This window comes from Nocardioides alpinus (assembly GCF_900112035.1).
GTDB lineage: Bacteria > Actinomycetota > Actinomycetes > Propionibacteriales > Nocardioidaceae > Nocardioides > Nocardioides alpinus.
On sequence record NZ_FOKC01000001.1, the window covers coordinates 703,836 to 728,798 of the forward strand.

At 71.1% G+C, this 24,963-nt stretch carries 24 protein-coding genes; 15 read left to right on the top strand and 9 right to left on the bottom strand.

Translation table 11 applies throughout. The features are described 5' to 3' along the window. The first annotated feature begins 11 nt into the window (after positions 1-11). The 5 genes from BM127_RS03390 to BM127_RS03410 all read left to right on the top strand — a co-directional run bounded on the left by BM127_RS03390 (position 12) and on the right by BM127_RS03410 (position 6,084). Positions 12-1,076, top strand: a complete 1,065-nt coding sequence (locus tag BM127_RS03390; protein WP_091194218.1) for a hypothetical protein — start codon at positions 12-14, stop codon at positions 1,074-1,076. Between the two features lie 57 nt (positions 1,077-1,133). Further along, entirely contained in the window at positions 1,134-2,294 is a 1,161-nt protein-coding gene (locus tag BM127_RS03395) for an acyl-CoA dehydrogenase family protein (protein ID WP_091194220.1), read from the top strand. 177 nt (positions 2,295-2,471) lie between these two features. After that, positions 2,472-3,425, top strand: coding sequence for a hypothetical protein (locus tag BM127_RS03400; protein ID WP_091194223.1), 954 nt, complete (start codon positions 2,472-2,474; stop codon positions 3,423-3,425). Between the two features lie 139 nt (positions 3,426-3,564). Further along, positions 3,565-4,092: a type 1 glutamine amidotransferase domain-containing protein gene (locus BM127_RS03405; protein ID WP_091194225.1), complete on the top strand. Its 528-nt coding sequence runs from the start codon at positions 3,565-3,567 to the stop codon at positions 4,090-4,092. Positions 4,093-4,173: 81 nt separating this feature from the next. Beyond that, positions 4,174-6,084: a glycosyl hydrolase family 28-related protein gene (locus tag BM127_RS03410; protein ID WP_091194227.1), complete on the top strand. Its 1,911-nt coding sequence runs from the start codon at positions 4,174-4,176 to the stop codon at positions 6,082-6,084. On the opposite strand, the gene BM127_RS03415 is transcribed toward BM127_RS03410, so the two are convergent. Then, positions 6,085-6,768, bottom strand: coding sequence for a dihydrofolate reductase family protein (locus BM127_RS03415; RefSeq protein ID WP_231263097.1), 684 nt, complete (start codon positions 6,766-6,768; stop codon positions 6,085-6,087). 31 nt (positions 6,769-6,799) lie between these two features. On the opposite strand from BM127_RS03415, the gene BM127_RS03420 reads away from it, so the two are divergent. After that, positions 6,800-7,702, top strand: coding sequence for a dihydropteroate synthase (locus BM127_RS03420; protein WP_091194230.1), 903 nt, complete (start codon positions 6,800-6,802; stop codon positions 7,700-7,702). A 46-nt stretch (positions 7,703-7,748) separates the two neighbouring features. Here BM127_RS03420 and BM127_RS03425 read toward each other — a convergent pair whose 3' ends face one another. Then, positions 7,749-8,621, bottom strand: coding sequence for a PDDEXK family nuclease (locus BM127_RS03425; protein ID WP_091194233.1), 873 nt, complete (start codon positions 8,619-8,621; stop codon positions 7,749-7,751). A gap of 155 nt (positions 8,622-8,776) precedes the next feature. After that, on the bottom strand, positions 8,777-9,790 hold the full coding sequence (gene galE / locus BM127_RS03430; RefSeq protein WP_091194236.1) for a UDP-glucose 4-epimerase GalE: 1,014 nt from the start codon (positions 9,788-9,790) through the stop codon (positions 8,777-8,779). 41 nt (positions 9,791-9,831) lie between these two features. Here galE and gmd point away from each other — a divergent pair, with 41 nt between their 5' ends. Both gmd and BM127_RS03440 read left to right on the top strand, forming a co-directional pair. Beyond that, the gene (gene gmd / locus BM127_RS03435) at positions 9,832-10,812 is read left to right on the top strand and encodes a GDP-mannose 4,6-dehydratase (RefSeq protein ID WP_091194239.1); all 981 of its coding nucleotides are present in this window, start codon (positions 9,832-9,834) and stop codon (positions 10,810-10,812) included. Continuing rightward, a complete protein-coding gene (locus BM127_RS03440) occupies positions 10,809-11,753 on the top strand; it encodes a GDP-mannose 4,6-dehydratase (RefSeq protein WP_231263096.1) in 945 nt (314 codons plus the stop codon). Before gmd ends, BM127_RS03440 begins: the two co-directional genes overlap by 4 nt. A gap of 209 nt (positions 11,754-11,962) precedes the next feature. On the opposite strand, the gene rfbA is transcribed toward BM127_RS03440, so the two are convergent. Then, a complete protein-coding gene (gene rfbA / locus BM127_RS03445) occupies positions 11,963-12,829 on the bottom strand; it encodes a glucose-1-phosphate thymidylyltransferase RfbA (RefSeq protein WP_091194241.1) in 867 nt (288 codons plus the stop codon). A 77-nt stretch (positions 12,830-12,906) separates the two neighbouring features. On the opposite strand from rfbA, the gene BM127_RS03450 reads away from it, so the two are divergent. Genes BM127_RS03450 through BM127_RS03460 form a run of 3 tightly spaced genes read left to right on the top strand, consistent with a single transcriptional unit; the run spans position 12,907 to position 17,247 of the window. Next, positions 12,907-14,814, top strand: coding sequence for a DUF4012 domain-containing protein (locus tag BM127_RS03450; protein ID WP_139227618.1), 1,908 nt, complete (start codon positions 12,907-12,909; stop codon positions 14,812-14,814). 10 nt (positions 14,815-14,824) lie between these two features. After that, positions 14,825-15,823 carry a dTDP-glucose 4,6-dehydratase gene (gene rfbB / locus BM127_RS03455; protein ID WP_091194248.1) on the top strand — a complete coding sequence of 333 codons (999 nt, stop codon included), beginning with the start codon at positions 14,825-14,827 and terminating at the stop codon, positions 15,821-15,823. Next, positions 15,823-17,247: a sugar nucleotide-binding protein gene (locus tag BM127_RS03460; RefSeq protein ID WP_091195428.1), complete on the top strand. Its 1,425-nt coding sequence runs from the start codon at positions 15,823-15,825 to the stop codon at positions 17,245-17,247. The genes rfbB and BM127_RS03460 overlap by 1 nt, the downstream gene beginning before the upstream one ends. Before the next feature lie 218 nt (positions 17,248-17,465). On the opposite strand, the gene BM127_RS03465 is transcribed toward BM127_RS03460, so the two are convergent. The 4 genes from BM127_RS03465 to BM127_RS03480 all read right to left on the bottom strand — a co-directional run bounded on the left by BM127_RS03465 (position 17,466) and on the right by BM127_RS03480 (position 20,089). Then, on the bottom strand, positions 17,466-17,762 hold the full coding sequence (locus BM127_RS03465; RefSeq protein ID WP_091194250.1) for a DUF2516 family protein: 297 nt from the start codon (positions 17,760-17,762) through the stop codon (positions 17,466-17,468). A 110-nt stretch (positions 17,763-17,872) separates the two neighbouring features. Continuing rightward, positions 17,873-18,586, bottom strand: a complete 714-nt coding sequence (locus BM127_RS03470; RefSeq protein ID WP_091194253.1) for a hypothetical protein — start codon at positions 18,584-18,586, stop codon at positions 17,873-17,875. Positions 18,587-18,612: 26 nt separating this feature from the next. Then, positions 18,613-19,029, bottom strand: coding sequence for a helix-turn-helix domain-containing protein (locus tag BM127_RS03475; RefSeq protein ID WP_091194256.1), 417 nt, complete (start codon positions 19,027-19,029; stop codon positions 18,613-18,615). Positions 19,030-19,123: 94 nt separating this feature from the next. Beyond that, entirely contained in the window at positions 19,124-20,089 is a 966-nt protein-coding gene (locus tag BM127_RS03480) for an asparaginase (RefSeq protein ID WP_091194258.1), read from the bottom strand. A gap of 69 nt (positions 20,090-20,158) precedes the next feature. On the opposite strand from BM127_RS03480, the gene cysC reads away from it, so the two are divergent. The 4 genes from cysC (at position 20,159) to BM127_RS03500 (ending at position 24,125) form a co-directional block, all read left to right on the top strand. Beyond that, the gene (gene cysC, locus BM127_RS22740; protein WP_175507310.1) at positions 20,159-21,439 is read left to right on the top strand and encodes an adenylyl-sulfate kinase; all 1,281 of its coding nucleotides are present in this window, start codon (positions 20,159-20,161) and stop codon (positions 21,437-21,439) included. Beyond that, positions 21,436-21,993 carry an arsenate reductase/protein-tyrosine-phosphatase family protein gene (locus BM127_RS22745; protein WP_091194261.1) on the top strand — a complete coding sequence of 186 codons (558 nt, stop codon included), beginning with the start codon at positions 21,436-21,438 and terminating at the stop codon, positions 21,991-21,993. The genes cysC and BM127_RS22745 overlap by 4 nt, the downstream gene beginning before the upstream one ends. Beyond that, positions 21,990-23,000: a sulfite exporter TauE/SafE family protein gene (locus tag BM127_RS03495; protein ID WP_091194263.1), complete on the top strand. Its 1,011-nt coding sequence runs from the start codon at positions 21,990-21,992 to the stop codon at positions 22,998-23,000. The genes BM127_RS22745 and BM127_RS03495 overlap by 4 nt, the downstream gene beginning before the upstream one ends. 90 nt (positions 23,001-23,090) lie before the next feature. Beyond that, positions 23,091-24,125 carry an NHL repeat-containing protein gene (locus BM127_RS03500; RefSeq protein WP_091194266.1) on the top strand — a complete coding sequence of 345 codons (1,035 nt, stop codon included), beginning with the start codon at positions 23,091-23,093 and terminating at the stop codon, positions 24,123-24,125. Between the two features lie 7 nt (positions 24,126-24,132). Here the strand turns inward: BM127_RS03500 and BM127_RS03505 are convergent, their stop codons facing one another. Then, complete coding sequence (locus BM127_RS03505) at positions 24,133-24,957, bottom strand: beta-keto acid cleavage family enzyme (protein WP_091194268.1); 825 nt, start codon at positions 24,955-24,957, stop codon at positions 24,133-24,135. Between the last annotated feature and the right edge of the window lie 6 nt (positions 24,958-24,963).

Below are 24,963 nucleotides of genomic sequence, written 5' to 3' on the forward strand. Positions count from 1 at the left end.
AGAGTGGGCGCGTGGGGAGCGAGGGCGGGACGCCCGAGGTGGTGGTGGAGGCCCTTGGCGTGCCTGTCGGGATCCCGGTGTCCGGCGAGGACGCGGTCCGGCTGCGCCACCAGTGGGGCCGAGCCCTCACCGACCGCGCACCCGACGTCGTCGTCGACCTCGACCAGCTCGACACCGAGGACGTCGCCGCCCACGACTACGCGATCACCAGCCGGGTCACCATGGCCGCCCTCGACGCCACCGCCGGCCACCGGATCAACCTGCACGCAGGTGCCGTCGCCGACGAGCGCGGCCGCGCGCTGGCGGTCATCGGGCCGTCCGGGTCCGGGAAGACCACCGCGATCTCGCTGCTGGCAGGACGGCTCGGCTACCTCACCGACGAGACCGTCTCCCTCGACGACTCGCTGCGGATCCACGAGCACCCCAAGCCGCTGTCGATCATCACCGACGTCGACAAGCCGCGGCAGAAGCAGTCGGTCTCCCCCGACGACCTGGGCCTGCTGGTCCCCCCGGACACCTCGCACCTGCACCGGATCGTGATCCTCCACCGCGGCCACGGGGACGCCGGCCTGGTCCCGATCCCGCCCGCCCGCGCCATCGTGGAGATGGTCGAGCAGACCTCCTCCCTCGTCCACCTGCCGCACCCGGTCCACCGGCTCGCGAGCACCATCGACGCCTGCGGTGGCGTGTGGGGCCTGGAGTACGTCGAGTTCGAGGAGCGGCTCGACGACGTGGTCGGCCTGCTCGACCGCGACCCCCGCGAGCCGGACGAGCACGTCCACCACCCCTCCGTCCCGGGCGCCAACGCCGACCCCGTCCCCGGTGCCTGGTCGCGGACGGCGTGGACCGACGCCGAGGAGTACGACGAGGAGCTGGTGCTGATGCTCGGCGACCGGGTCCACGTGCTCGCCGGCCTCGGCGTCGTGATCTGGCTCGCGCTCGCGGAGCCGCTGACCACCGCCGAGCTGGTCGAGGAGGCCGAGGCGCTGTGGGGTGCGCACCCCGGCGCGGCCGCCCTCGTGACCGACGCGCTCGACGTGATGGCCGGGCAGCAGATGCTCCACCCGCCGGCCTGATCGACGTACGCCCTGCCCGGGGTCGCCCGCGCTCGCTGCGGCGGTAACGTGCGACGCATGACCGCCCGCCGCCACCTGCCCACCGACGAGGCCCGCGACCTGCTCGCCCTGACCCGCGAGATCGCCACCAAGGAGCTCGCGCCCCGCTCGACGGAGGCGGAGGCCACGGAGACGTTCCCGCGCGAGGTCTTCTCGATGCTCGGCCAGGCCGGGCTGCTGTCCTTGCCCTACCCGGAGGAGTTCGGCGGCGGCGACCAGCCCTACGAGGTCTACCTCCAGGTCCTCGAGGAGCTCGGCGCGGTGTGGGCGTCCGTCGGCGTCGGCGTCTCCGTGCACGCGCTGTCCTGCTTCGGGCTCGCCTACTACGGCACCGACGAGCAGCGCGCCGAGTGGCTCCCCGCGATGCTGAGCGGCGACCTGCTGGGGGCGTACTGCCTCTCCGAGCCGCACGCGGGCTCCGACCCCGCCGCGATGCGGACGACTGCGCGCCGCGACGGCGACTCCTACGTCCTCAACGGGGCGAAGGCGTGGACCACCCACGGCGGCCACGCCGACTTCTACAAGGTGATGGCGCGGACCTCCGACGACCGCAACGGCATCTCCTGCTTCCTCGTGCCCGCCTCCGCCGAGGGCCTCGTCGCTGACCCGCCGGAGCGCAAGATGGGCCTCACCGGCTCGGCCACCGCGACCATGCGCTTCGACAACGTCCGCATCGACGCGTCCCGCCTGCTCGGTGCGGAGGGCGAGGGCCTCAAGATCGCCCTCGCCGGCCTCGACTCCGGCCGGCTCGGCATCGCCGCCGTCGCCGTCGGCCTCGCCCAGGGAGCCCTCGACTCCGCGGTGGCGTACGCCCGCGAGCGGGAGACCTTCGGCACCAGGATCATCGACCACCAGGGCCTTGCCTTCGTCCTCGCCGACATGGAGGCCGCGGTCGTCTCGGCGCGCGCGACGATGCTCCACGCCGCCCGCCTCAAGGACGCCGGCCTGCCCTTCTCCCGCGAGGCCTCCGTCGCCAAGCTCGTCGCCACCGACAACGCCATGAGGGTCACCACCGACGCCGTCCAGGTCCTCGGCGGCTACGGCTACACCCGCGACTTCCCGGTCGAGCGCTACATGCGCGAGGCGAAGGTGATGCAGATCTTCGAGGGGACCAACCAGATCCAGCGGATGGTCATCTCCCGCTCGCTCGCGAAGGACAACGCGGGACAGATCGGCTGAGGAGTCACCCGCGCTCCATTTCGCAACCACCGGGTACCCGCCGGCCCACGTGCTTCCTGCCCGTTGCAACGGTCGGTAAGTGCACCGAAAGGACTGTCACAACCGGCTCGCCTACGGGTTGTCCACAGCCGGAAAGCGCCAGGATTGAGGCAGGCGCCGAGCGGCAACGATTTCGCCATGCAGAAGCCCGCCGAGCTGATCCAGCTCCCCACCGTCTCGTGCCGCGCGACACTGCTCGCCGAGGGCATGTCGGACCGCCACGTCACCGCGCTGGTGCGCGACGGGACGCTCGTACGGATCCGCCGAGGGCAGTACGTCGACGGCGAGCAGTGGCGCTCGCTCGGGCGCGCCGACCGGGCCCGTCTGCTCACCCGCGGGGTGATGCTCACCGCCCATCCCGGCACGACGGCCACCCACATGTCCGCGGCCCTCGAGTGGGGCGCTCCGATCTGGGACCTCTCGCTCCAGGTCGCGCACACGACGCGCCGCGACGGCAAGGCGGGGCGGCGCCGGGACGACTGGATCCAGCACTGCGGAGTCCTGCCGGCCAAGGACGTCAGGGTCCGCAACGGGATTGCGGTGTCCGTGGCGGCCCGGACGTGCGTCGAGATCACGACCGTCGCGGACGTCGAACGCAGCCTCGTCGTGGTCAACGGGCTGCTGCACGCGGGCGCCACCACAGTGGAGGAGTTCGCCGACTGGGCCGAGACAGCTCGCCACTGGCCGCACAGCCTGGCGACCGATCTGGTGCTGCGCCTGTGCGACCCGAGGCTCGAATCAGCCGGGGAATCGCGCTTCCACTACTTCTGCTGGCGCCAGCACCTCCCGCGGCCGACGCCGCAGGTGAAGGTGCACGACGAGCACGGCACGCTGGTGGCGCGTCTCGACTTCGTCTGGGAGGACTTCGGCGTCTTCGTCGAGTTCGACGGCAAGGAGAAGTACACGAAGTACCGACGCGACGGCGAGACCCTCGACGAGTTCCTCATGCGCGAGAAGAAGCGGGAGGAGCTCGTCTGCCAGCTGACGGGCTGGGTGTGCATCCGCGTCACGTGGGCGCAGCTCGCGGCGCCCGAACTCCTCGCGGCACGCGTACGGAAGCTGCTGGACTCGCGGCGGCCTCTCGGCGCCTAGGTTCCTGTCCTTTTCGACGCCTTACCGCCCGCTGCAACAGCCGGGAACCTCGGCAACCACCGTGTACCCGGTGGTTGCAACATCAGGAGTCACCCCTCCGTGGGTTGCCCCTGACCCCCGCGCGAGCAACGGTGGAGGCATGTCCAAGCGCATCGCATTCCTGACCGCATCCGAAGGCGTCGAGGAGGTCGAGCTCACCGAACCGTGGAAGGCCGTCCTCGACGCCGGCCACACCGCCGAGCTCGTGTCGCTGGACGAAGGCGAGGTCCAGCTGTTCAACCACCTCGACAAGTCGAGCACGCAGCGCATCGACCGCCGGGTGCAGGACGTCGCCGTCGCCGACTACGACGCCCTGGTCCTGCCCGGTGGGGTCGCCAACCCTGACGCGCTCCGGGCCGACGACGAGGCGGTCGCGTTCATCCGCGACTTCGTCGACTCCGGCAAGCCGGTCGCCGCGATCTGCCACGCCCCGTGGACCCTGGTCGAGGCAGACCGCGTCCGGGGCAAGCGGATCACCAGCTGGCCCAGCCTGCAGACCGACATCCGCAACGCCGGCGGCGACTGGGTCGACGAGGAGGTCGCCGTCGACGGCAACCTCATCACCAGCCGCAACCCCGACGACATCCCGGCCTTCTCGAAGGCCCTGCTCGCGGTGCTCGACCACTAGCAGCCCTCGACGGGGGTGTGGCGCCCGTCACACCGGGGTGGCAGAGTGGAAGCGCTTTCATCCCCCTCGGAAGGTTCCCCGATGCCACGTCCGCACCCCCGTCGTACGCCCCTGCGCGCCGCGCTCACCGCCCTTGCCCTCGCCGTCGTCGGCCTCTCACCCAGTCCGATCGCACCGGCGGCGGGCGCGGCGGCACCCGCCCCAACGGCGGCAGCCGCCGCCGCGCCCGACCTCGGCGACCGGGTGCTGGTCTTCGACCCGTCGATGTCGGTCACCCAGATCCGTGAGCAGGCAGACGCGATCTGGCAGCAGCAGGTCGACGCCGAGATGTCGGAGGAGCGCTGGAGCCTGCTCTTCAAGCCGGGCACGTACGGCACGGCCGCCGAGCCGCTGCAGATCAAGGTCGGCTACTACACCGAGGTCGCCGGCCTGGGCGCGAGCCCGTCCGACGTCGTGATCAACGGCAAGGTCGAGGTCTACAACCGCTGCCTCACCGACGGCCCGACGCAGCCCTACTGCGTGGCGCTCAACAACTTCTGGCGATCGCTGTCCAACCTCACCATCGACGTCAACGGCACCGGGCAGGACGGCTGCCGCGCCACGGCCAACTTCTGGGCGACCTCGCAGGCCTCCTCGCTGCGCCGCGTCGACATCCGCAACGGCACCCTCTCGCTGATGGACTACTGCAGCGCCGCACCGCAGTTCGCCAGCGGCGGCTACCTCGCCGACTCCCGCGCGGGCGAGGTCGTCAACGGCTCGCAGCAGCAGTGGCTGACCCGCAACAGCGAGGTCGTCGCGTGGTCCAACGGCGTCTGGAACCAGGTCTTCGCCGGCACCGTGGGCGCCCCGTCCGAGGCCACCTTCCCCGCCCCGCCCTACACGACGCTCGACCGCACGCCGGTCAGCCGGGAGAAGCCCTTCCTCCACGTCGGCGACGACGGCGCATGGCAGGTCCGCGTCCCCGCCGTGCGCACCGACTCCCTCGGCACCAGCTGGGCCTCGGGCGAGACCGCCGGCCGCGACCTCCCGCTCTCGTCCTTCCACGTCGCCAGCCCCGACCAGCCGGCACGCGAGCTGGCCAAGGCCCTGGACCGCGGCCAGAACCTGCTCCTCACCCCCGGCGTCTACGACGTCGACCGCAGCCTGGTCGTCCGCCGCGACGACACCGTCGTGCTCGGCCTGGGCCAGGCGACCCTCACGGCCGTCGGCGGCGCCACGCCGGTCGTCGTACGCCACCAGGCCGAGGGCGTCGTCCTCGCCGGCATCACGGTCGACGCGGGCACCGGCCTCTCGCCGAACCTGGTCCACCTCCAGGGACACCCCGGCAAGCCGGCCAGGCCGCGCAGCACCACCCCCAGCACCACCCTCAACGACGTCTACCTCCGCGTCGGCGGACCCCACGTCGGCAAGGCCGACACGGCGCTGCGCATCGACGCCGACGACGTGCTCATCGACCACGCCTGGGTGTGGCGTGCCGACCACGGGATCGAGGGCTTCACCGCCGGCGTGAGCGGCGACACCGACCGCTGGCGGACCAACATCGGTCGGCTCGGCCTCGTCGTCACCGGTGACCGCGTGAGCGCCACCGGGCTCTTCGTCGAGCACTTCCAGGAGCACAACACGGTCTGGAGCGGCGAGGACGGCCACGTCGTGCTCTACCAGAACGAGCTCCCCTACGACCCGCCCTCGCAGGCCGACTGGACCCGCCCCGACGGCACCCTCGGCTGGACCGGCTACAAGGTTGCCGACACCGTCCGACGGCACCAGCTCTTCGGTGGCGGCGTCTACGTCTTCAACCGCAACGACCCCTCGATCGTCACCGCGAGCGGCTTCGAGGTGCCGGACCGCGCCGGGGTGCGGCTGCACCACGTCCTCACCGTCAACCTCGACGGTCCGGGCACCGTCGAGCACGTCGTCAACGACACGGGCTCACGCGTCGACCGCAGCACGAAGAGCGTGCCGAGCTATCTGGTGGACTACCCGGCGTCCTGATCAGGCCGGCTCGACCAGCCAGCGACCCAGCAGCGTCCCGTCCTGCTCGAGCAGCAGGGCGGGGCGCAGCGCGACGTCGACCTCGGCGCCGACGGCGATGCGTACGGCGTCCCCTCCGGCCAGCCGCGGCACGATCGTCCAGCACAGCTCGTCGACGATGCCTGCCGCCAGCAGGTCGGCGAAGAGCGAAGGACCGCCCTCGCAGAGCTGGTCCCTCCACCCCCGCTCGGCGAGCTCACGCTTGAGAGCCGGCAGGTCGATCTCGTCCTCGCCGAGGACCAGCACGTTGTCGTCGCCGAGGTGCTCGCGCGCGGCGGCGAGGCCGTCCGACGACGCCACCGTCGCCATCAGGATCCGACCCCGTGGCGCGTCGCGCAGCGTCGGCGGCAGGTCGGCCGAGCGGCTGACGACGACCAGCGGCAGCCTCGGTACGTCGTACCCCTCCGTGCGCAGCGTCCCTGCGCCGACCACCAGGCAGTCGGCGTTGGTGCGCAGCGCGTCGAAGACCCGCTTGTCGGCGTCGTTGTTGATGCTCTTGCTGACCCCGTCGGAGCCCTGGGCGGCGCCGTCGACGGTGCTCACGAAGTTCACCCTCAGCCACGGCTCGCGCGCCGGTGCGTAGGCCCGGGTCAGCTCGTCGTCGGAGAGATCGGCCAGGCGCTGCAGCTCCACGGGTTCGGTCACGCGCTACATCCTGCCGCCTACGCTGGCACACGTGATCACCCTTGCGGATCTGGCGGCCCTCCAGCGCGACCACGGCGACGCCTGGGCCAGCCCGGTCACGCCGGTCGTCCTCGACGGACCGCGCGGACCGGTCGCGATCGGCGACGGACCGGTGACCCTCATGGGGTGCGTCAACCTCTCCCGCGACTCGACCTACCGCGAGAGCGTCGCGACCAGCCCCGCCGACGCCGTACGCATGGGACGGATCCAGGCCGCCCAAGGGGCCGCGATCATCGACCTCGGGGCGGAGTCGAGCAACGCCAAGGCGGCGCGGGTCAGCGCCGACGACCAGATCGACACCCTGATGCCGGCCGTCAAGGGGCTCGCCGCCGAGGCCGTCGTCTCGGTCGAGACCTACGAGCCCGCCGTCGTACGCGCGGCGCTCGAGGCAGGCGCCCGCATCCTCAACATGACCGGCCGCGAGCACGAGGAGGACATGCTCGAGCTCGCCGCGGAGTACGACGCCGCGGTGGTGATGTGCTTCGGCGAGACCGCCAACGTGCGCGAGATCGCCGACGTGCCGCCGGACGCCGACCCGATCCCCGTGCTGCTCGACCACTTCGCGCCGCGCATCGCCCACGCCCGGGCGCTCGGTGTCGACAAGGTCGTCATCGACCCCGGCATGGGCTTCTACTACGGCAACCTCGTCGACCCGACCACCCGCGCGCGCCACCAGGCCCGCGTGCTCGCCCAGGGCTTCCGGCTCCGGCCGCTCGGCGTGCCGGTCTGCAACGCGGTGCCGCACACCTACGACATCTTCGGCGACGAGTTCCGCAAGGCAGAGGGCTTCTACGGCGTGATCGCCACCCTCGGCGGCACCCACCTCGTCCGCACCCACGAGGTCGCCCACCTGCGCGTGGTGCTGCGCGGCCTCGACGAGCTCGAGGTCCGCTGACCGACACCATGAAGGCAGTTCGCCTGCGGCCCGGCCGCCTGCACGCTCAGGCGACCAGCGCGTGGCGGCCAACTGCCTGCACGGTGCGCCAGCGCACCACGTCCGCGATGGCTGCGGCCACGTCCTCCGGATGGAACATCACCTCGGTCCAGGTGAACCTCACCACCACGAGCCCGAGCCGAGCTGCCGCGGTGTAGCGGTCGACGTCTCGCTGGAGCCCCGCCTTGGTCCAGTGGTGCTCGAGCGACTCGGCCTCGATGACGATCCCCAGGATCCGGTCGAGGAGGTCGACGAAGCCGATGCCGGGCACCCGCCCCTGGGGGACGACGCTGAGGCCCAGGACGGTCAGGGCGATGACGTAGAGGCAGGTCTCGAAGGGGTTGGCCCGCAGGTGGGACGCCTCTCTCGCCACCCGGAGCGCCTTGGCCCTGCCTGTGCGAGGACTGCGCGCCGCCGCGAGGAGAAGGTCGTCCCGGTCCACGATGCCCTCGCGAAGAGCCGAGTCAGCCACGCTCAGGGCGACGTCGAAGTCGTAGGCGCGAGCGCAGTCGATCACCGTGCGGGTCCGGGACGTCACGTTGCGCCGGAGCTCGCGATCGGAGAGGTCGGCCCAGTGCAGCTCGTAGGCGCCCTTCGGCTTGCGCGCGCTGCGCGGCAAGGTGATGCAGGGCCTGATCGGGTCGTGCTTGAGCTTCCAGCCGAACTCCTGCGCGGCGCTCAGGTGCGACGCGGTGCCACCGGTGCGCGCGACGGCGCGGTGGGTGTCACCGGCGTCGGCCAGGCAGTAGCGGTTGTGCCGGGGCTTCAGGATCGAGCCGGCCGCCATCGCCGCGAGGATCTGTGGCCGGCTCGTCAGCGCGATGAGCTCGCCGAACGGTGCGACGCCGCCCAGCTCTCGTAGCGCCTCGACCGGGTCCATGTCCCGACCCTGGCACCGGAGGCTCCTCGCTCGCTGGGTCTCTCCACAGGCCCCTCACTGACACCATGAAGGCAGTTCGGCGTCCGGTCGAGCTCCCGCACGCTCAGCGGACGGGGCAGCCGGTCCAACTGCCTTCGTGGTGTCGGAGCCAGCGGTCAGCCGGCGAACCCCTGAGGGTTCTGCGACTGCCAGCGCCAGGTGTCGGCGCACATGTCGTCGACCGACTTCTTCGTGCTCCAGCCGAGCTCGGCGTTGGCCTTCGACGGGTCGGCGTAGGACGTGGCGACGTCGCCGGGACGGCGGGCCACGACCTCATAGGGGATCTCACGGCCGACCGCGCGCTCGAAGGCGCGCAGCAGCTCGAGCACGCTGGTGCCGCGGCCCGAGCCGAGGTTCCAGGTGCTGACGGCCTCAGCGGTGCGGGTGAGGGCCTCGAGGGCAGCGACGTGGCCGGCGGCGAGGTCCTCGACGTGGATGTAGTCACGCACGCCGGTGCCGTCGACGGTGTCGTAGTCGTCACCGAACACCGAGAGCTTCTCGCGCTGGCCGACCGCGACCTGGGCGAGGTAGGGCATCAGGTTGTTGGGCACGCCCGAGGGGTTCTCGCCGATGGTGCCGGACTCGTGGGCGCCCACCGGGTTGAAGTAGCGCAGCAGGGCGAAGCGCATCTGCGGGGCCGCGGCAGCGACGTCGCGCAGGATCTGCTCCTGCATCACCTTGGTCCAGCCGTAGGGGTTGGTCGCGAACGTGGGTCGGTCCTCGGTGGCGCCCGCCTGGTCCGTGCCGTAGACCGTAGCGCTGGAGGAGAAGACGAGCTTGTCGACGTCGTACTTCTGCATCGCGCGGACCAAGGAGAAGGTCGAGCCGAGATTGTTCTCGTAGTAGTCGAGCGGCTTCGCGACGCTCTCGCCGACCGCCTTGTAGCCCGCGAAGTGGATGACCGCGTCGAAGTCCTCGGCCGCGAAGAGGTGCTCGGTCTTGTCGTAGTCGCACAGGTCGAAGGAGTGCGCCGCCAGCCGCGTGCCGGTCAGTGACTCCATCCGTCCCAGCACCGTCGGGTGTGCGTTGCTGAAGTTGTCGACGATGACCACGTCGTGGCCGGCCGCGACGAGCTGGATGACGGTGTGCGAGCCGATGTAACCGGCGCCGCCGCTGACGAGGATCTTCATGCGGTCACCCTAACGACCAGCCTCTTTGACAGACTGTGCCCATGCCCAGTGCTCTCATCACCGGAATCACCGGCCAGGACGGCCTCTACCTCGCCGAGCTGCTGCTCGAGAAGGGGTACGACGTCCACGGCCTGATCCGCGGCCAGAACAACCCCCGCCGCGAGCTCGTCACCAAGCTCGTCCCGGACGTACAGCTGCACAACGGTGACCTCACCGACCTGTCCAGCCTGATGCGTGCCCTGCGCGACTCCGAGCCCGACGAGGTCTACAACCTCGGCGCGATCTCGTTCGTCGCCTACTCCTGGGAGAACGCGTTCGTCACCAGCGACGTGACCGGCATGGGTGTGCTCAACATGCTCGAGTCCGTACGCCTCCACGCGGGCGACGACGCCTCCCGCATTCGCTTCTACCAGGCCTCGAGCTCGGAGATGTTCGGCAAGGTCCAGGAGGTGCCCCAGTCGGAGAGCACCCTGCTGTGGCCGCGCTCGCCCTACGGCGTGAGCAAGGTCTACGGCCACTACATGACGATCAACTACCGCGAGTCCTACGGCATGCACGCCTCCTCGGGGATCCTCTTCAACCACGAGTCGCCGCGCCGCGGCCCGGAGTTCGTGACCCGCAAGATCAGCCAGGCGGTCGCCCGGATCCACCTCGGCCTGCAGGACTCGATGGCGCTCGGCAACCTCGACGCGCAGCGCGACTGGGGCTACGCCGGCGACTACGTCGAGGCGATGTGGCGGATGCTCCAGCAGGACGAGGCCGACGACTACGTCATCGCCACCGGCGAGACCCACTCGATCCGCGACTTCCTCGACCTCGCCTTCGCCCACGTCGGCATCGACGACTGGACCAAGCACGTCACCCAGGACCCGCGCTTCATGCGCCCGGCCGAGGTCGAGCTGCTCATCGGCGACGCCACCAAGGCCAAGGACAAGCTCGGCTGGACGCCGACGGTCTCCTTCCCCGAGCTCGTCTCGATGATGGTCGACAGCGACATCGCGGCGGTCAAGGCGGGCTGGTGACGGCTCGCGCCTTCATCACGGGGATCGGCGGGCAGGACGGCACCTACCTCGCCGAGCGCCTGGTCGCGGACGGCACGGAGGTCCACGCGCTGGTGCTCACGGCGGAGGGCCACCCGGCCCACTGCCCCGACGAGGTGGTGCTGCACACCGGTGACCTGGGTGACCTCGACGCCACGCGGCGGCTCGTGCAGGACATCGCGCCGCAGGAGATCTACAACCTCGCCGCGATCAGCTCGGTCGCCCAGTCGTGGGAGGAGCCGGACCGCACCGCCCACGTCAACGGCCAGGCCGCCGTCGCGCTGATGGAGTCCGCGCGGCTCGTCGGCGACGTACGCCTCGTGCAGGCCTCCAGCGCCGAGATCTTCGGTGAGCCGTCGGAGTCGCCCCAGACCGAGACCACGGCCATCCGGCCGGTCAACCCCTACGGCGCCGCGAAGGCCTTCGCGCACCTGTCCGCGAGCGTCTTCCGGCACCGCGACCTGCACGTGTCGAGCGCCATCCTCTACAACCACGAGTCGCCGCGGCGCCACGAGCGCTTCGTGACCCGCAAGATCACCTCGACGGTCGCCGCGATCGCCCGCGGTGACGCCGACGAGCTCGTCCTCGGCAACCTCGACGCGCGCCGCGACTGGGGGTGGGCGCCGGATTACGTCGACGCGATGATCCGCGCCGCACGGGCCGACGCACCGTCCGACTACGTCGTCGCGACCGGCCGCGCCCACTCCGTGCGGGAGTTCGTCGCCGCGGCGTTCGCGGCCGCCGGCGTCACGGAGTGGGAAGGCCTCGTACGCCAGGACGAGCGCTTCTTCCGCCCCGCCGACCCGACCGAGCTGGTCGGCGACGCGACCCGCGCCCGCGAGGTGCTCGGCTGGGCGCCGACGGTGGCGTTCGAGGAGATCGTCGCGCGGATGGTGGCGACCGACCTCACCCCCGCCGGCTGAGCCGGGCGAGGAACGGGCCCGAGTCGAACCCAGGCACCTCGGTTTCGACACGCTCGCTGCTCAACCAGCGGCCTCACGCTCGGTGCTCAACCAGCGGCCACGCCCTCGCTGCTCAACCAGCGGCCTCACGCTCGGTGCTCAACCAGCGGCCACGCCCTCGCTGCTCAACCAGCGGGCACACGCTCGCTGCTCAACCAGCGAAGAGACATTCAGCCGTGGTGGAGCAACCCCAGCAGGTACTCGCCGTAGCCGCTCTTGCGCAGCGGCTGGGCGCGCGCGACGAGCTCGTCGTCGGTCATCCAGCCCATCCGCCAGGCGACCTCCTCGGGCGCGCCGACCTTGAAGCCCTGCCGACCCTCGATGGTGCGTACGAAGTTGGAGGCGTCGTTGAGCGAGTCGAACGTGCCGGTGTCGAGCCACGCGGTCCCGCGGGGCAGCACCTCGACGTGGAGGCGGCCCTCCTCGAGGTAGCGGCGGTTGAGGTCGGTGATCTCCAGCTCGCCGCGCGCCGACGGCGCCAGCTCGGCGGCGTACGGCACCACGTCGTTGTCGTAGAAGTAGAGCCCCGGCACCGCGAAGTCGCTCTTGGGGTGCTCGGGCTTCTCCTCCAGCGACAGCGCGCGGCCCTGGTCGTCGAACTCCACGACGCCGTAGGCCCGCGGGTCCGCCACGTGGTAGCCGAAGACCGCGGCACCGTCGAGCTCGGAGAAGCGCAGCAGCTGCGAGCCGAGGCCGGAGCCGTAGAAGATGTTGTCGCCCAGCACCAGCGCGGACCGGTCGCTGCCGATGTGGTCGGCGCCGATGATGAACGCCTGGGCCAGACCGTCCGGTGAGGGCTGGACCGCGAAGGTCAGGTTGATGCCGAACTGCGAGCCGTCGCCGAGCAGCCGGTGGAAGCCCTCGGCCTCGTGGGGCGTGGTGATGATGAGGATGTCCCGGATGCCCGCGAGCATCAGCGTGGACAGCGGGTAGTAGATCATCGGCTTGTCGTAGACCGGGACCAGCTGCTTGCTGATGCCCTGGGTGATGGGGTGCAGTCGCGAGCCGGTGCCTCCGGCCAGGATGATTCCACGCATGGGCCTCACCCTAGGGGCCCGACGACGGGCCCAGCCATTGACCGGCGCGGTTCGGTGTGGTTTGACACCATGTGCGCATGCCGTCCTTCCGTCGTACGTCCTCGCGACGGCTGGTCCGGCCCTCGACCGTCATCGCCGGCTTGTTCCTGCTGCTCGTCGGCCTGGCCCTGCTGGCCATCCCGTTCCTCAAGGCGCCCGGCAACGCCCAGGGGGCGCGCACCGACCTCGAGGCCGCGCGGACCTCCCTCTCCGCGGGTGACGTGGCGGGCGCCGAGGCGAGCGTGCAGAGCGCCCGGCGGCACGCCGACCAGGTGCAGGACGCGATGCAGGGCGTCGGCGGCGACATCTGGAGCCTCGTCCCGATCATCGGCGAGCCCGTCGCGGACGTACGCCACCTGGGCAACGCGCTCGACCACCTGACCACGGCCGCCGAGGTGGCTGTCGAGACGTGGCCGGCCGTCAACGGCGAGCAGGCGACCCTGTTCGCCGACAGCGCCGTCGACGTGCCGACCCTCAAGCAGGTCGTCGGCGCGGTCGACCAGGCCAGCCTGCACCTCGACGCGGCCCAGCTCGAGCTCGGCGAGGTCAACGACTCCTCCCTCGGCGTCGGCACCCGGCTGGGCGAGGCGCGCGACGAGGCCGAGGCGGTCGTCAGCCCGCTGGCAGCCACCGCGCGGCGGGCGAAGCCGCTGGCCGACGTGCTGCCCGAGCTGTTCGGCACCGAGGGCGACAAGACGTACCTGCTCGCCCTGCTCAACCCGAGCGAGCAGCGCTTCTCCGGTGGCGCACCGCTGACGGTCGTGCCGATGACCGTCTCCGATGGCGCGCTGACCATGGGCGAGGCCCGTGACACCTCCGACCCCGACCTCTACAAGGTCGGCCGCTGGGACCGGGTGGAGGGCAACCCGTTCCACAACGGCAAGCTGCGCCTGTCGACCGCGACGTTCGCCCCGGACTGGTCGGTGTCGGGCGAGGAGCTGCTGCGTGGCTGGGCCCGCCGGACCGGCCAGGAGACCGACGGCCTGATCGCCGTCGACGTGGTCGCGCTCGCCGACATGCTGCGGATCACCGGTCCGGTCGAGGTGCCGACCTACGGCACGCTCGATGCGGGCAACTTCGTCCAGAAGATGGTCGGCGACTACGACGCCTATCCCGACAACGAGGCCCGCCACGACCTCAACCGCGCGATCGTCCCCGTCTTCGCCGAGCGGGTCCTGGCCCCCGGCAACGGCGTCGAGAAGATCGAGTCGCTCCGTGACTCCGCCGGCGGTCGGCACTTCGCGCTCTGGATGCGCGACCCGGACGTCCAGGCCGCGGTGACCGACATCGGCCTCGCCGGCGAGCTGTCCGACACCGGCAACGACTACGTCGCGGTCTTCAACCAGAACACCAACGAGAGCAAGTCCGACTTCTGGCAGCGGCGCACGGTCACCAGCGACGTCAAGCTCCGGGAGGACGGCTCGGCCAAGGTCCGTCTCACCATCTCGGTCCACAACGACTCTCCGCCCTACGGCGCCAACCAGATCTACGGCGACCCACGCGGAGGCAGCAGCCGTACCCGCTGGAACGGCATGACCCTCGGCGTCTTCCTGCCGAAGGACGTCTCCATCAGCTCCGCCAGCGCCGCCGGCCAGCCGCAGGGCACGGGCGTCTTCGACTACTTCGGCCGCCCCTACAAGCTGCTCCGCCTCACGCTGCCACCGGGCGAGACCCGCGAGGCGGTCCTGGAGTACGACGTGCCTGCCGCCGCGGTCGCCCCCGGGGACGGCACGCTGACCTACCGCCTCGACGCGACCCCGCAGGGGATGGTCATCCCCCAGGCGGTGTCGGTGAGGGTGACGTGGCCGAAGGGCTACGACGTCTCCGAGCTGCCGGAGGGCTGGACCCGGTCCGGCCGCGGCGTGGCGTCGTACGACGATCCGGGCCTGGCCACCCAGCCGCGTTTCATCATCACCGGCTCCACCGCCTCCGCCACTGCGCCCTAGACTCCCCGGCATGGAACGCCTTCTTGTGACCGGAGGCGCGGGGTTCATCGGGTCGAACTTCGTGCACCACCTCGTGGCCAACACCGACCTCCGGGTGACGGTGCTCGACAAGCTGACCTACGCCGCCTCGAAGGAGTCGCTGGCGGGTCTGCCCGAGGACCGGGTGCAGCTCGTCGTCGGCGACATCGCCGACGAGGAGACCGTCGACCCGCTGGTCGCGGCCCACGACGCGGTCGTCCACTACGCCGCCGAGTCGCACAACGACAACTCGCTCAACGACCCGAGCCCGTTCATCCGCACCAACATCCTCGGGACGTACACGATCCTCGAGGCCGTACGGAAGCACGACAAGCGCCTGCACCACGTCTCGACCGACGAGGTCTACGGCGACCTCGAGCTCGACGACCCCAAGCGCTTCACCGAGGACACCCCCTACAACCCGTCGTCGCCCTACTCCGCCTCCAAGGCCGGGTCGGACCACCTGGTCCGCGCGTGGGTGCGCAGCTTCGGCGTGCGCGCGACGGTCTCCAACTGCTCCAACAACTACGGCCCCTGGCAGCACATCGAGAAGTTCATCCCGCGCCAGATCACCAACGTCATCGACGGCATCCGCCCCAAGCTCTACGGCTCGGGCGAGAACGTCCGTGACTGGATCCACGCCGAGGACCACTCGTCGGCCGTGCTCGCGATCCTGGAGAAGGGCCGCATCGGCGAGACCTACCTGATCGGCGCCGACGGCGAGAAGAACAACCTCGAGGTCGTACGACTGATCCTCACGCTGATGGGGCAGCCCGAGGACGCCTTCGACCACGTCACCGACCGCGCCGGCCACGACCTGCGCTACGCCATCGAGTCCGGCAAGCTGCGCAACGAGCTCGGCTGGCAGCCGCAGTTCCAGGACTTCGAGTCGGGCCTGGCCAACACCATCGCGTGGTACCAGGAGCACGAGGACTGGTGGCGCCCCCACAAGGAAGCGACCGAGGCGACCTACGCCCAGAAGGGCCAGTGATGGCGTCCCTCCCCTCCCTCGAGACGACGGCGATCCCCGGCCTGGTCGTCGTACGGCTGGACCGTCGCGACGACGACCGCGGGTTCTTCAAGGAGAACTGGCAGCGCGAGAAGATGCTCGCCATCGGGCTGCCCGACTTCGGCCCGGTGCAGAACAACGTCTCCTTCAACGGCGACCGCGGCGTCACCCGCGGCATCCACACCGAGCCGTGGGACAAGTTCATCTCGCTGGCCACCGGCCGCATCTTCGGCGCCTGGGTCGACATGCGCCAGGGCGAGACGTTCGGCGCGACCTTCACCCTCGAGATGGACACCGCCGTGGCGGTCTTCGTGCCGCGCGGCGTGGGCAACAGCTACCAGGTCCTCGAGGACGCGACGGCCTACACCTACCTCGTCAACGAGCACTGGCGTCCCGGCGTGGCCTACCCCGCACTCGCGCTCGACGACCCGAACGCGGCGATCGCCTGGCCGATCCCCCTCACCGAGGCGATCATCAGCGAGAAGGACCAGAACAACCCCACGCTCGACCCGTCCACCGCGATGGCGCCGAAGAAGACGCTGATCGTCGGGGCACTGGGCCAGCTCGGCCGGGCGCTGCACGCCGCGCACCCCGACGCGGACCGCGTCGATCTCTTCACAGGCGAAGGTGTCACGGCGCTCGACCTGACCGACTCCGAGGCGGTCGCCGCGTGGCCGTGGCACGAGTACGCCGTGGTGCTCAACGCAGCGGCCTACACCGCGGTCGACGCCGCCGAGACCACCGAGGGGCGCGTCGCCGCCTGGGCTGCCAACGCCACCGGCCCTGCCACCCTGGCCCGCCTGGCCCGCGAGCACGCCTTCACGCTCGTGCACTACTCGTCGGAGTACGTCTTTGACGGCACCGCAGCACTGGACCCCGGCCACACCGAGGACGAGCCGCTGTCCCCGCTCGGTGTCTACGCCCAGTCGAAGGCCGCGGGCGACCTCGCCGTCGGCCTCGCGCCGCGCCACTACCTGCTGCGGACGTCGTGGGTGATCGGCGAGGGCAACAACTTCGTACGCACCATGCGCGGACTCGCCGAGAAGGGCGTCTCCCCCAGCGTCGTCGACGACCAGGTCGGCCGGCTCACCTTCACCGGCGAGCTCGTCCGCGCGACCCAGCACCTGCTGGAGTCCGCAGCAGCGTTCGGCACCTACAACGTCTCCAACGGCGGCGCCGCGATGTCGTGGCGCGAGATCGCGCAGGCGGTCTTCGAGCGCTCGGGCCGCAGCGCGGACGACGTCTCCGGCACGACCACCGCGACCTACGCCGAGGGCGTGCTGGCGCAGGGCAAGCCGTTCGCTCCGCGTCCGCTCAACTCCGCGATGTCGCTGGAGAAGATCCGTGCCACCGGCTTCGAGGCCGAGGACGCGCTGGTCGCGCTCGACCGCTACCTGGCCGACTGACCTCGGTTTCGACACGCTCGCTGCACTCGCTGCTCAACCAGCGGTAGAGGACCGCCTGTCGAGCAGGACGAGCGGTTGAGCAGGGCGAGGAACGAGCCCGTGTCGAAATCAGCGGTACCGGGCCGCCGGTCGAGCACGACGAGCGGTACCAGCGCCGCCGAGCCGCCGGTTGAGCAGGGCGAGGAACGAGCCCGTGTCGAAACCAGCGGCGAGGACGATCAGCGGTGGCCCGAGGTGACCTCGCGCAGCGCAGGACGTACGTCGGCGAGGTAGACGAGCGAGGCGATGGTGAAGACGAGGTGGATGATCCCGAACGGCGAGGAGCCGATGAGGATCAGCTGCGCGGCGAAGCCCAGGCCGGTGATCGCGCACCATGCCGGCTTGGTGAGCTTGCCGGCTGCCTCGTAGGCCTCGGTGGAGTAGGTCAGTGAGTTGACGAACGCGAACCCCTTGACCGCGAGCAGCACCAGGAGCACGACGAGCATCAGCGTGCTCTCGAACGCGTAGATGTTCACTGCCCCAGCCTAACGACCCCGGACATGCAAGGACCCCCGTCCGACTCGGACGGGGGTCCCGGATCAGCTCAGAACAGCGTCAGCTGGTCCGCGTCTGGGGCTGTTGCTCTTCAGTCGCCGACCTTCTCGGCGGCGTCGGCAACGGCCTTGACCGCGGAGGTGGCGGTGTTCGCGGCAGCCGTGGTGGTGGCCTTGGCACTGCTCTGCGCGGTGGCGGTCTTCTTGGCCGCGGTCTTGCGAGCGGTCGTGGCGGCGGCCTTCTTGCCGGCAGCCTTCTGCGTGGCCTTCTTGGCGGTCGGCTTCGGCTTGGGGGCGACCTTGGTGGCGGCGGTCTTGTCGGCGGCGGCGACGTTGGCGTCGGCGGCCTTCTTGGCCTGGGTCGTGGTGGTCTTGGCCTTCGACACGGTCGTCTTGGCGGACTTCACGGTCGCCTTGGTCGACTCCTGGCGGCGGATGCGGCCGACGAGGGACTCGCCGCGCTTGACCAGCTCGGTGTAGGTGGCGTTGGCCGCGGCGACGTTCTCGTCGACCAGCGTGGAGACCTTGGCGGGGTAGGCCTTGGCCTCGGACTGCAGCTCGGCGACGCGGGCCTCGACGGCGGCGCGACGGGCCTGGGCGTCCTTGGCGAGGGCGTCGACGCGGGCGTTGACGACGGCCTTCGGGTCGGCAGCGGTCTTCGAGGCGCGCTTCTGCACGGCGGTGACGCGCTTCTGCACGTCGGCGACGGCGTCGCGGACGACCTCGACGGCCAGGTCGGTCACGCCGACACCGGCGAGGACGGGCTTGAGGGCTTCGGTCTTGATGTCGAACTTGGCGGTTGCCATGTCGTGCTCCTTCTGGTGGGTGGTGATCAGGTCTGGGACTGGGTGGGGGCGTCGCGCTCGTTGAGGGCCACGAACGACGCGTGCACGTCGAGCAGCGACTGCTTCTGCCGCTCGGTGAGGCCGGGGTCGGCGAGGACGGCCAGCTCCACGGAGCCGACCTGTCCGGGGTCGGGGTGCACGATGCCGGCGCGGACGTAGAGCTGCTCGGCGGAGACGCGGAGGGCACGGGCGAGCTGCTGGAGCACCTCGGCCGACGGCTTGCGGAGGCCACGCTCGATCTGGCTCAGGTAGGGGTTGCTGACGCCGACCTGGTCGGCCAGCTGCCGCAGCGAGAGCTGGGCAGCGAGACGCTGCTCCTTGAGGTAGTCACCGAGCGAGTCGCCCAGGGAGCCCAGCGAGCCGACGACAGCCTTGCTCGTCTTGGTGCTCTTGTCCTTGGCCATGTCTCCATTGTGCTAACACCAGTTAGCAAAACACAAACCACGAGCACGTGACAGGCCTCACACAGCCCGATTCTACGCGGGATACAGGCGCTAACTAGAAGGCAGCACGGATCACACCGACGGGCTTCCCGCCGCCCAGCAGGTCCAGCCGGCCGGTGGTCTCGACCGCCTCCGCGTCGACCCCTGCCTCCCGCAGGACGCCGGATCGCCGCAGCGCCTCGGCCATCAGGACCGGCCGGACGCGGGGGGCGCCGTCGTCGGTCTTCAGCGCCCAGGCACGCCCGTCCGGCAGGGCGATGGCGTAACAGGACTCCGCGCCCGCCTTGCCGATCAGCCCGGGGATCGCGCGGTGCAGCGCCAGCTCGTCGCGCGTGGTGCCGCTGACGTACTCCGGGTGCCGGCGGATCGCCTCGGCCACCCGGTGCTCGGGACCCTCGGTCGCGGTGGCGAGCGAGGCGAACGCCCGCGCCAGTCCCGTCAGGGACGTGGACAGGAGGGGCGCCCCGCAGCCGTCGACAGCGACCGTGTCGACCGGTTCGCCGGTGATCCGGGCAAAGGTCTCGCCGATCGCCAGCTGCAGCGGGTGCGTGGGGTCGAGATAGGTCGCGGTGTCCCAGCCCTTCAGGACGCACGTGGCCAGCATCGCGGCGTGCTTGCCCGAGCAGTTCATCAGGATCGACGACCTCGACCCGCCTGCACGGATGACCGCCTCTCGCGCGCCGTCGTCCAGGGGGTAGTCGACCGGGGTCTGCAGCGCCGACTCGTCCAGCCCGGCGGACGCCAGCGTGCGGCGTACGCCGTCGACGTGGAAGGGCTCCCCGGAGTGCGACGCGCAGGCCAGCGCCAGCAGGTCCGGCGGGAGGTCGAGGCCGAGCTCCACCATCGCCAGGGCCTGGATCGGCTTGTTGCTGGACCGGGGCAGCACGGGCGCGACGACCTCCCCGACCGACCACTCGACGCTTCCGTCGGCGGCGAGCGCCACGAGGGAGCCGTAGTGGTGACCCTCCACGAATCCGGAGCGGACGATCTCGGCGACGACGGGCAGACCAGCGGCAGGCATGGGGCGCAGGCTACCGACGGTCTCGACTCCGCTCGACCAGTGGCTGGGGCCCGGTGAGAGGATGCGCGGGTGATCCAGCACTGCCCGACGCCGACCGAGCTCGACGACCTGGAGCTCCTGGTCTCCGGCGCCTACGCGCCCCTCACCCGCTTCAACGAGCCCGGGAGTGCGGTGACGCTGGCCCTGCCGGACGGTGCCGCCGACGCCGAGCTCGTCGACCCCGAGGGGCTGCCGCTGGCGCGCCTCGCCGCGGACGGGACGCTCGAGCCGCTGACCCACGCGCAGTACGGCCCCTTCCGGCGCCTGCACCTCACCCCGGCGCAGGTCCGCGAGCAGCACGCGGGAGCGACCTTCGTCCCGGTCGTCGACGCACTCACCGACGGTGAGCTCGACGAGGTCCGCGGCCTCGGTCGTGTGGTCCTGCTGGCGCTCATGGGCACCGGCACCTCGTCCCTCTCCCCTGTCGCGCTGGTCCGTGCCACCCTCGCCGCGGCCGAGCTGCTCGACGACGCGGCCGTGGTCGCCGTACCCCTCCCCGCCCACGGCGACGCCGACGCCGACCACGCGCTGGGTGCGCAGGTGGTCGAGACGTACGCCGGGGGTGACCCGGTGCACGCGCTGTCAGACTCCGGTCGCTGGTTGAGCAGCGAGCGTGTCGACGACGACCGCTGGTTGAGCAGCGAGCGTGTCGACGGCGACCGCTGGTTGAGCAGCGAGCGCAGCGAGCGTGTCGAAACCGAGGCCACCTACCCCGACAGCATCGCCGCGATCGTCGCCGCCGACCGCCCCGAGCCGGAGGCGCAGGGCCTGGTGCTGTTCTTCACCGGCCTGTCGGGCAGCGGCAAGTCGACCCTCGCCCGCGCGCTGACGGACCTGCTGCTCGAGCAGGGTGGCCGCTCGGTGACGAGCCTCGACGGCGACGTCGTACGCCGGCACCTCTCGGCCGGACTGACCTTCTCCAAGGCCGACCGCGAGACCAACATCCGACGCATCGGCTGGGTGGCCGCCGAGATCGCCCGCCACGGCGGCGTCGCGGTCTGCTCGCCCATCGCGCCCTTCGCCGAGACCCGCGAGCAGGTGGAGCAGATGGTCGAGGGCGCCGGCGGCGCGTTCTTCCTGGTCCACGTCGCCACCCCGCTGGAGGAGTGCGAGCGCCGCGACCGCAAGGGGCTCTACGCCAAGGCCAGGGCCGGCGAGATCCCCGAGTTCACCGGCATCTCCTCGCCCTACGAGGAGCCCGACGACCCGGCCGTACGCGTCGACACCACCGGCCGCACCATCGAGGACGCCCTCGACGACGTGCTGGTCGCGCTCGACGAGGCCGGCTACCTCCACCTCACCCGCTCATGACCGAGCCCCTCAAGGTGCTCTTCGTCTGCACCGCCAACATCTGCCGCTCGCCGGCGATGGAGCTGATCGCCCGCGAGATGGCCGGATCGGCCGACATCGTCTTCACCAGCTCCGGCACGCACGCGCGCAACCGTCACCGGATGAGCTCCGACATGGCCGCCACCCTGACCGAAGGCAGCGCCGACGACTTCCGCAGCCGGCACCTCACCGCAGCGATGCTCACCGATGCCGACCTGGTGCTCACCGCCGAGCAGGTGCACCGCCAGCACATCCTCGACGACTTCCCCCAGCTGCACCGCCAGGTGTTCACGCTGGGCCAGTTCGCCGCCGCCGTCGCCGAGGTGGGCGACGACGACTCCGGCGCCCTGAGCGGGCGCGACCTCGTGGCCGCGGCCGCGCAACGACGTACGCCGTCCGCCCCGGAGCACGACGTCGCGGACCCCTACCGGCGCGGGAAGGCAGCCGCCGAGAAGGCAACCGGCACAATCACTGACATGCTCAGCGTGATCGTGCCCCGGCTGACGGGCTCACCGGCAGGGAGGGAGGGCGCATGACCGACCTCATCACCGTCACGTTCTTCTCGATCCTCGCGGCCGGCTTCCTCGTCGGCATCGTCGTCGGGCTGACCGGCATGGGCGGTGGCGCGCTGATGACCCCCGCTCTCCTCTTCCTGGGCGTCGGCGAGGCCGCGACCGTCGTGACGGCGGACCTCACGGCCGCGGCGGTCTACAAGACCGGTGGGGCGATCGTGCACAAGCGCGAGGGCTCGCCCAACATGCAGCTCGCCAAGTGGCTGATGATCGGGTCGATCCCGATGGCGCTGCTCGGTCCGCACCTCGTGGCGTGGTTCACCGACGACACCGAGCAGCTCAACTTCGTGCTCGTGATCTGCATCGGCTTCGCCCTCCTGCTCGCCGCGGCGACCTACGCCCTGCGCCTCTACGTCAACCTGCAGCGGGTCCGTTCCGGCACGCACGTGCACAACGACGACCCGACCATCCGCGTCGTCCCCACGCTGCTCGTCGGGATGCTCGGCGGCCTGCTCGTCGGCATCACCAGCGTCGGCTCCGGCTCGGTGATCATGATCGCGCTGCTGATGCTCTACCCCGGCCTGTCGGCGGTGAGGCTGGTCGGCACCGACCTCGTCCAGGCCGTCCCGCTGGTGATGGCGGCCGCGATCTCCAACATCTTCCTGCACGGCATCGACTGGACGATCCTGATCCCCCTGGTCATCGGTTCGGTCCCCGGCACCATCCTCGGCGCGACCCTCGCCCCGCGCGTGCCGCAGTCCTTCATCCGACGCGGCATCGTCGTCGTGCTCACCATGAGCGGCGTCGCCCTCCTCGACAAGTCCGGCTGGGCCCCCCTCGGCGTGGAGGAGACCCACCCCTTCCTCATCGCCGGCATCGGCCTCGCGACGCTCCTGATCCTCCCGATCGTCTGGGGCTTCCTGCGCAAGCGCCAGGGCCTGCCGATGTTCGGCTCACCCACCATCGCGCAGCTCGAGGACCCGGCCTACCGGCCTGGCCTGGTCGGGATGAAGAAGATCGACGACGCCTGACAGCACGCCTGCTCCCCGGTCCGGGAGTGGTGGACTGGCCCACCGGCAATTGCCTTGCGGTTCGTCGGCCAGCGAGGATCATCGAAGGACATGAACTACCTCGCGGCCCTGTCGTCGACGGCACTCCTGGCAGTCGTCCTGGTCGGATGCACCGACGCAGAGGCACCGCCCGAGGAGCCGTCCGCCTCGCCACCCCCAGCCAGCACGTCCTCGGCCGAGCCCGAGCCCGAGCCCGAGTACCTTCCGGCCGGCGACCTGCCAGAGGCGCTGAGCCTGAAGGAGGTGGGCGGACGCACCATCACCGCCAAGCCCTTCGCCGACTTCGCCGTCGGCGCCGGCTCCGGCGTCTGGGTGTCCGGCGTCGGCCCCGGCATCGTGCGCTACGACGGCGCCTCGTCCGAGGTCACTGCACGAACCCGCATCCGGGGCGACGTCGTCCAGGCACTCGAGGCGACACGCGCCGAGGTGCTCGTCCCCAGCCTCAATCCGTCCGCGCTCTTCCGGCTCGACCCCACCACGGGTGCCGTGCTGGCGCGCGTGGAGCTGCCCGCGAGCCCGCTGGTCGAGAGCGTCGTCGGGGCGGCAGGAACCACGGCGTACGTCCTGGTCGAGCCCAGCGCGCCACGGATCGTGGCGATCGAGGATGACGAGGTCGTGGAGGAGATCGAGGTCCCCGAAGGCGCCGTCGCCGTACGAGCGGGCTTCGGCTCGCTGTGGGTGCCGACGAGCCGGAGCACCCTCGAGCGCTACTCCCTCGAGGACAGCGAGTGGACCACCATCGGCACCGGTCCGAACCCGCGGTTCTTCGACCTGGGCTTCGGCGCAGCCTGGGTGATGAACCAGGGCGACGGCTCGGTCACCCGGGTCGACGCCACGTCGGGCGAGGCCGAGCACATCCCCGTGACCGGCGTCCGGATCGGGGGCGGCGACCTCACCGTCGGCGCCGGTGGTGTGTGGCTGAGGACGGACGCGTCGGTGCTCCGGATCGACCCCGGCACGAGGCGGGTGACGCACCTCATCGACCTGCCGCCCGGGAGCGGGAGCGTCGCAGCGGTCCCGGGGTCGCTCTGGATCACCAACCACGACCACCTCGCGGTGCACCGTGTGCCGCTCCCGCTGCCCTGACCGAGCCTCAGGACAGGCCGAGCAGCTCCCGGCACCCCGCCGGCGCCATCGGCGTACGTTGCGCGATCCGGCCGAGGTCGACCGCACGCTCGACGAGCTGGGCGTTCGACTCCACCGCGACCCCGCGGCTGATCGTGAGCACGTCCTCCATGCCCACGCGCAGGTGGCCGCCCATCGACAAGGACGCCATCGCGACGGCGAGCGTGGAGCGGCCGATGCCGGTCGCCGACCACGACGTCACCTCGGGCGGAAGCGCTGCGACGCCGGCGACGAGGGCCGGCGCGGTGCCGGGCATGCCGCCGGGGACTCCCATCACGAAGTCGACGTGCACCTTGCCGCCTGCGGGTGCTCCGTACTCCCGGATCAGCCGACCCAGCGCGTGCACCTGGCCGAGGTCGAAGAGCTCGAACTCCGGGGCCACCGCGCGCTCGAGGGCGAGCTGGTAGAGGTCCTTCACGAAGGGCCAGGGGTTGAGGAAGACGTCGTCGCCGAAGTTGGTGGTGCCCATCGTGAGCGAGCAGGAGTCCGGCTCGGCGTCGAGGACCTTGAGCCGCTCCTCCAGCGGGTCGTGCACCGAGCCGCCGGTGGAGAGCTGCACCACCAACGAGGACGACGAGCGCACGGCCGCGACCCACTCGCGCAGCAGCGCCTGGTCGAGCGTCGGCCGGTGCGAGGTGTCGCGCACGTGGAGGTGGATCATCGCCGCGCCGGCGGCCTCGCACTCGGCCGCAGTGCGGGCGATCTCCTCAGGCGTGGTGGGGAGCTGCGGGCAGTCGGCCTTGGCGGTCTCCGCCCCCGTCGGGGCGACCGTGATCAGCAGTGCATCGGACATGGCGGC